Annotated in this window: 6 protein-coding genes and 1 pseudogene; 2 read left to right on the forward strand and 5 right to left on the reverse strand. The window is 63.1% G+C overall.

What is annotated here, in order from left to right; genetic code table 11:
* Together BSP109_RS17555 and BSP109_RS16150 are read left to right on the forward strand one after the other, a co-directional pair.
* A pseudogene (locus tag BSP109_RS17555) lies at positions 1-240 on the forward strand (hypothetical protein); the annotation flags it as partial.
* Positions 237-1,205: a metal ABC transporter permease gene (locus BSP109_RS16150; protein ID WP_101601963.1), complete on the forward strand. Its 969-nt coding sequence runs from the start codon at positions 237-239 to the stop codon at positions 1,203-1,205. The pseudogene BSP109_RS17555 and the gene BSP109_RS16150, both read left to right, overlap by 4 nt.
* Here BSP109_RS16150 and BSP109_RS16155 read toward each other — a convergent pair.
* From BSP109_RS16155 to BSP109_RS16175, 5 genes are read right to left on the reverse strand one after another with little or no spacing between them, the layout of a single operon-like run.
* Positions 1,187-1,879, reverse strand: a complete 693-nt coding sequence (locus tag BSP109_RS16155; RefSeq protein ID WP_101601965.1) for a metal-dependent transcriptional regulator — start codon at positions 1,877-1,879, stop codon at positions 1,187-1,189. The genes BSP109_RS16150 and BSP109_RS16155 overlap by 19 nt on opposite strands.
* Before the next feature lie 43 nt (positions 1,880-1,922).
* A complete protein-coding gene (locus tag BSP109_RS16160) occupies positions 1,923-2,333 on the reverse strand; it encodes a DUF4913 domain-containing protein (protein ID WP_180959797.1) in 411 nt (136 codons plus the stop codon).
* Positions 2,323-4,071: a type IV secretory system conjugative DNA transfer family protein gene (locus BSP109_RS16165; RefSeq protein WP_257944750.1), complete on the reverse strand. Its 1,749-nt coding sequence runs from the start codon at positions 4,069-4,071 to the stop codon at positions 2,323-2,325. The genes BSP109_RS16160 and BSP109_RS16165 overlap by 11 nt, the downstream gene beginning before the upstream one ends.
* Complete coding sequence (locus BSP109_RS16170; RefSeq protein WP_146001209.1) at positions 4,071-4,727, reverse strand: hypothetical protein; 657 nt, start codon at positions 4,725-4,727, stop codon at positions 4,071-4,073. The genes BSP109_RS16165 and BSP109_RS16170 overlap by 1 nt, the downstream gene beginning before the upstream one ends.
* Positions 4,654-5,901: a hypothetical protein gene (locus tag BSP109_RS16175; protein ID WP_146001210.1), complete on the reverse strand. Its 1,248-nt coding sequence runs from the start codon at positions 5,899-5,901 to the stop codon at positions 4,654-4,656. The genes BSP109_RS16170 and BSP109_RS16175 overlap by 74 nt, the downstream gene beginning before the upstream one ends.
* Positions 5,902-6,305: the final 404 nt, after the last annotated feature.

Consider the following 6,305-nt stretch of genomic DNA (forward strand, 5'->3'; position numbering starts at 1 on the left):
GGTCTAGGCGCCTATCTCTCCATCGCGGTCGGCGGCGTGCCCACTGGGCCACTAATCGTGCTGACGCTCTTCGCTTTCCTCGTCCTCTCGCTACTGCTGGCTCCCGGGCGCAGCCTCATCACTCGCGTCCGCGGTCGGGCCCGCCAGCGCCGACTCTTACGAGACCAGCTGATCGCCGAACGAGAAGAACACATCGACATGAAAAGCAAAATTGCGCCGTCCGGCACGGAGCGTTCATGAGTTTCCTGCTGGGAACCACCCTCGTAGCCGTGGTCATGGCCGTAGCGTGCGCGTTGCCTGGCGTGTTCATCGTGCTGCGAAGGCACTCCATGCTGGTCGATGGGATCGCACACGCAATACTGCCGGGGATCATCGTTGGCTATGCAGTCTCCCAGGACCTGGACTCACCGTGGCTGATCCTGGGTGCCGCCCTGGCGGGACTGGCGGTCGTCCTGGGAAACGAGTATCTGACCCGCACCGGGCTGCTGGCCGGCGACGCTCCACAGGGTCTGGTTTTTCCAGCCCTGTTCAGTATCGGCGTGCTCATGGTGACCGCTAACTTCGCCAACATTCATCTCGACACTCACGCCGTGCTGGTAGGAGACCTGAATCTGGCCTCGTTCCAGCAACTGAACCTGCAGATACCGGGCAGACCAGACGTAGTCTCTCTCGGGCCCGTCTACCTGTACGTGATGCTGGCAGTGCTTCTGGTTAACGTGGTCTTTCATACGGTGTTCTACCGGCATCTGAAACTCACCACCTTCGACTCACAGTTCGCTCGAGCTCTTGGCATCCCCACTGGGACACTGAACACCGTTTTCATGTTCCTCGTCTCCGTGACAGTTACCGCGGCATTCAACGGAGCCGGCGCCATTCTCGTCATCGCGCTGGTCGTCGTGCCACCAGCCACCGCCTACCTGCTCACCGATCGACTCCCGATGATGATCGGCCTGACCACAGCGGTCGCTATAGTCGGAGCGATCGGCGGTTTCTGGACCGCCTACGTAGTCAACGCAGCCACGAGCGCTGGAATGTCGGTGTTCTATGGAGCCATCTTCTTGCTTGTCCTCGTCATCAGCCGCTCGGCCAGATCCCGGAAACGCAAGGCGAGCTTCAACCGTTTAACCGGGACCATGCGTGTACCTTCGGCCAGCGCCGGTGCTGTGCCCGCCGACGGGTCCGCCGGTCATGAGACGGTTGGCTGACCCATGGGGCAGACCCACACTGCATCCGTAGCGGCACGGCCGAGTACGAACGACGAGCTGCCTTCCACCTGCACCTGCAGGGAATCCGAATAGGGCGGTCCAGCGGAGACGGTGAGCTCGGCTCCCACCACCAGGCCCCGGTCGGCGAAGAAGCGCAGCAACTCCGGATCATCGTCGGAGATCCGATCTACCACCATCCGGACGCCGGGTCTCGCCTCCGAGAGGTTCTCTACGAACGGGGCGCGCTCTACGGTCCCCGACGGCGAGGGGATCGGGTCACCGTGCGGATCTTTAATGGGGTGTGCCAAGAGTTCGTCGAGACGCTCAATCATGACGTCCGACACTGCATGTTCGAGTACCTCGGCCTCGTTGTGGACTTCGTCCCATCGGTAGCCGAGAATCTCCACTAGGAACGTCTCAATGAGTCGGTGCCGACGCACCATGGCTACCGCGTATTCCTGGCCTGCCGCTGTGAGCGAAATATCACCGTAGCGTGCGTACTCCACCAGTCCTTGTTCCCCCAGTTTGGGCATGGCGCCGGATACGGTGGAGATCTTCAACCCCGTCTTCTGTGCGACCGCCGAAGCAGTCACGGGATCGTCCGACCACTCTTGCAGGCTCCAGATGGCCTTCAGGTAGTTCTGAGTACTGGCGGACAAATCAGCTACGGACATACCGGCAAGCCTACGTGGATCGAGGCTGAATACTGAGCGGTGCTCAGTCGAGCCGGAAAAGGTCCGGGACAGTCAGTGGTGAGTGCGGCAACGGCTCCGGCAGATCCCGTTCGTCATCCGGGTCCGTCTTGTTCGGATCGTAGGTGTGGAACGGCCCGTGCGGGTCGAGGATGACCCGCATCATCGGGTCCAGGTAGTCGCGGAAGAACGTCACGATCCCCGGCCCCCCTTCCAGCCGCATCTTCTCCCACGATGCCCACAGCGCCTCCAGCCGCATGACGACCTCCGAGTAGCGCCACCACTGCGGGTCCCATCTGAACTGCGAGACATCACGCAGCGGGCGTGAGTAGTTCGGCAGGAGCCAATCGGTCACCCAAGCATCCAGAGACGAGTAGAACGGCTGGAACGCCGGTGGCTCCCCGACTGGCTCTTCTGCCTCGAAGTCATCGGACATGCTCATCCTCCTTGCCGATCTGCGACTCGTAGAACTCCTGCGAGCCCGTCACATCGTCGGCGTAGTCCTTCTGCGAGAAATGCTCCAACTCCAACAGCGCGGCCGGCTGACCCGAGGCAGTCATCACCGCACGGCCACGCGGCAACTGAGCCAGGTCCGCCGGCTCCATGATCCTCTCCCGCTGAACCGATGTGGACGAGGACCGACCGCCCATGCCTCCGCCTCCCTGCGTCTGAGAGGTCCGCTTCACTACGTCCCGATCACCGATGAGCGAGGACAGGAACGGCAGGAACCGATCCTCTGACAGCCCCGAGCCAGCAACGCGAATGTTTGCCGCTGACCACATCTTCTTCATGCCGTGCTCCCCGAACGCCTCCACGCCCTGCTCGAAGGACTGGAAGAACGTCGACACGACGATCCCGCGTGAACCGTAGTGGCTGTAGAGGTCCGGCAGCTCTGGCCACCGGACCACGTTCGCCGCCTCATCGAGCACCGCCATCAGCGGAGTCGAGAGCCGTCCCCTGGCCTGCCGGGAAGCCACCCGCTCAGCCGTGTGCAGGATCGCCATGACCAGCGCGGCCGTGATCGCACGCGCCGATCCGCCGCCCTCACGGCTGATGAGGTAGATCGTGTCCGAGGACTTCACGAACGCCTCCGGGTCGAACTGCGGCCGGTTCGGGTTCGCGTCCGGGCGTACCCACGAGGCGACCTTGGGGTTGCCCAGGATGCCCACCCAGGTGCGCACCTGGCCGAAGATGCCGTCACGCTGCTTCGAGGTGATCTTCTGATTGCCTTCCAGGTCCTCCGCGTGGCCGAACTCGCCGGCCTCGCGCAGCAGGCGTACCGCTGTGAAGTCAGTTTCGTCGTTGACCCATCGGTACACGTCGGTGATCGGACGTGAACCAAGGGCAGCCGCGAGGATGTAGCGGGCTAGCACGCCCTTGGCTGTCGGCCCGAAGTACGCATCCTCGCGTGCATTCGCGTTCGTCATCGCGGAGACGAACACGTCGGTCAGCTTCTCCGCGTTCTCCATCCCGTCGACGAAGCTCAACGGATTCCAGTACCAGGACGCAGGCTCACCGATGATGCCCTGCGCGTCATGAACCCACACCACGCCCTCACGCGAACGAGGACCCCGCGTGAGATCCACGATGTCTCGCTTGTTCGAGGTGGCCACCACCGGCCCCTTCGTCTCCAGAATCTGCGGCACACACACGCACGAGGTCTTACCCGCACGCGGCCCCATGATCCACAGCTGCACCCACTCCCACGACGCGAACAGCCGCTTGCGATTGTTCACCAGCTTCGCCAGCGGCACACCCTCCGACGCTCCACTCGCGCCGAGACGTTCTGCATCGGCGGCTTGCCGCTTCGCCGTCAGCTCGTCCATGTCCTTTACATGCGCCATAGACTTCGCCCGGTCATCGACCCGCGGCCGTCCGCCGGCCTGCTTCCATGCGGCCCACACCAGCAGTGCCGCAATCGCGGCGAAGACCAGCACGATCAGAAGGAACACGACGACCTGGCCGGTCGTGACCGGCACACGGCCGCTGAACTGACCGAGGATGATTGTCACCGGGTTCGATGAGCCGGCCGCTTCCCGCACCAGCTCACTACTCAGCCCTCCGGCCCACCATGCACCGACCAGCACAAGCACGAAACCGAGTGCTCCACCGAACAGCATCCACACCAGTTCGTCACTCTGCGGCTGTGGCCTCCGTCCTGCCTGCCGTGCCATCACGGACGCTCCTTCTGTTCGTTTTGCTTCCACTTACTCAGGAGTGCCTTCGCGCACGCGGCATGGGTCGCCTCTCGCCGTTTGAGGCCGGTTCCCACGACTGCGTTCTCTTGCAGTGCCTTCATCGAGCGCCTGGTGGAGCAGAGGTTTACAAGCGATTCTGGTGACCGGGTGATGGCTTCATGCCCTCCTGGGAGTTGTGTGACCTCCATCAGGATTCTTTGAAGTGTTCGTCGTCTCGGGGGAATCAGAAGCGCGTCGATCTGGAGAGCTGCTCCTGTACCCGCTAGAGCAACCGCGAATCCCCACTGAACGACCGTGCCCTCGCCCGTCTGGGTGGGGAAGAAGGCCGCGAGAGCCACGATGTATGCCGCGATTGCTGCGATCCATGACATCGCAGATCCTGGAACACCCGCGCGCCTGATCGCCTCATCCGCGTCGAGGAACCGCACCGCGATCTCTGCGCGGCGGCGCAACATGTCGTCGTTGGGGAACTCCTTGGCAATTTCCAGACGCTCTCGAAGCTGGTTCTCCCAGTACTTTCGCTTCTCCGTGGAGGCGCGGCTCTTGTTCCACCATGCGCTACCTGCAGCGACGATGGTGGACAGCGCTGGAACAGACAACGTAGTCAGCAGGTTTTGCCAGAATTCCTCCATCGCTCACATCTCCGCTTTCCGACCGCTCGTCTTGGTCCACGCCTGGTTCGTGTCGTTGACCCGCCCCTCGATGGTGGTCATTACTGACTGGAACGGGATTCCCGGCTTCTTGCCGATCTTGAGAATGAACTTCCCCCAACCCCGGTGGGGATGCAGCCCGGTTCGTGTCCGGGTTGATGCCGCCTTCGGCGGACCAGTCGGTGATCATCGACTTCTCATCCTGGCTGAGCATGAAGACCTCTTCGAGATTGCCCATCTCGCGCTCTGCAAGACCACCGAGGAACACCATCGCGGACCGCTCCACGAAGCCCCACGCAATCTCTGTCAGGTGATCGCTTGAGAGCTTCAAGTCACCCATCGTGTGCGTGCACATGATCTGACCGATGCCCAGCGTGCGGTTCAGCCGCGTCAGCGAGTCAAGGAAGTAGACCATCTGCTCTGAGGCGCGTAGCATCCGCCACATCTCATCCATGATCAGCAGGTAGTGCCGCTGGTCCTGCCCCGTTCCCGTCGCGAGGTGCTTCTCAGCCGACACCATCGCCGACCCAAGCCCCCAGCAGACCGTCTGCACGGCTGCGCCCATCGTCTTGTCTCCGTCGTCGAGGCCGGAGATGTCGAACACAGCCGGGAACCCCGGCTGTAGGTGTTCGGAAGTCGGCGCGGAGAACAGGTCGCCGAACGGACCGTTCGGACCCAGCGCCATACACGCGTCGAGCAGCCCGGACACGCGCTTGTCATAGTGGCCGTCGTCGCCACGGTCGAGCGCGATTGCGCGCAGGCGGTCGTGGCGCGATTCGATGAGCCGGCCCACGTCACCGATCACCGGAGCGTTCTCGAGGTCAGGGTCGAGCACGCGCATCGTCTCCGACAGCAAAGCCGTCTCGTGTGCTTCAAGTTTCCGGTCGAGGACGAGACCGATGAGACCCGAGAGAATCGTCAGCCGGCGACCACGCATCTCTTCTAGCGCAGCGTGCCGCTGGCGCGGGTCCGGGATCTCCCGCAGGTGCTGGACCAGCGGGCCCAGGTCGAGCGGGTTGAGGTGTCCACGGCCGCGGGCAACCTCGATGACCTGTCCGTCCATCGCGCGGATCAGTGGCACGTAGTCCGGCTTCGTGTCTGAGAGTACGAGTGGGGTGACGTCCCATGCCTGAAGAACCGTCACGATGCGCCGCATGAGCGAGGACTTCCCCAAACCGGGGCGTCCGAGGACGAACGCGGAGGGCTGCAAAACGAGGTTCGCAAGGAACCACATGATCGGGTCCGCGCACACGGTCGTGCCGCGTCGCAGGTGGTTTCCCAGCGGCACGCCCACCATCGGGGTTGAGGAGCCGGAAACGAACGGCCATAGACCGCATACCTGCACCGAGGTGCCCTGCGCCTCGACCGGTGTCTCAACGTAACCAGCCGGTCCACCGCCTGGGACGTTCCAGCCGCGCGGTCCTGGCTTTTCCAGGCTCTTCTCGAACGAGGGTGTAGTCCGTTGAGCGCGTCGCTGTCCGTGTAGGAGTCGAGGTCTCCCTGAAGATGGAAGTTCCTACACTGCCCACCCGGAAGACCTCGACATGTCCCACCCTACTT

The sequence above is a fragment of the Brevibacterium sp. Mu109 genome, assembly GCF_900169375.1.
Lineage (GTDB): Bacteria > Actinomycetota > Actinomycetes > Actinomycetales > Brevibacteriaceae > Brevibacterium > Brevibacterium yomogidense_A.

Excerpts from the sequence above, each read along its gene's own strand:
- BSP109_RS16170 (WP_146001209.1), bottom strand. The coding sequence starts at position 4,727 with ATGGAGGAATTCTGGCAAAACCTGCTGACTACGTTGTCTGTTCCAGCG.
- BSP109_RS16155 (WP_101601965.1), bottom strand. The coding sequence starts at position 1,879 with ATGTCCGTAGCTGATTTGTCCGCCAGTACTCAGAACTACCTGAAGGCC.
- BSP109_RS16160 (WP_180959797.1), bottom strand. The coding sequence starts at position 2,333 with ATGTCCGATGACTTCGAGGCAGAAGAGCCAGTCGGGGAGCCACCGGCG.
- BSP109_RS16175 (WP_146001210.1), bottom strand. The coding sequence starts at position 5,901 with ATGCGGCGCATCGTGACGGTTCTTCAGGCATGGGACGTCACCCCACTC.
- BSP109_RS16150 (WP_101601963.1), top strand. The coding sequence starts at position 237 with ATGAGTTTCCTGCTGGGAACCACCCTCGTAGCCGTGGTCATGGCCGTA.
- BSP109_RS16165 (WP_257944750.1), bottom strand. The coding sequence starts at position 4,071 with ATGGCACGGCAGGCAGGACGGAGGCCACAGCCGCAGAGTGACGAACTG.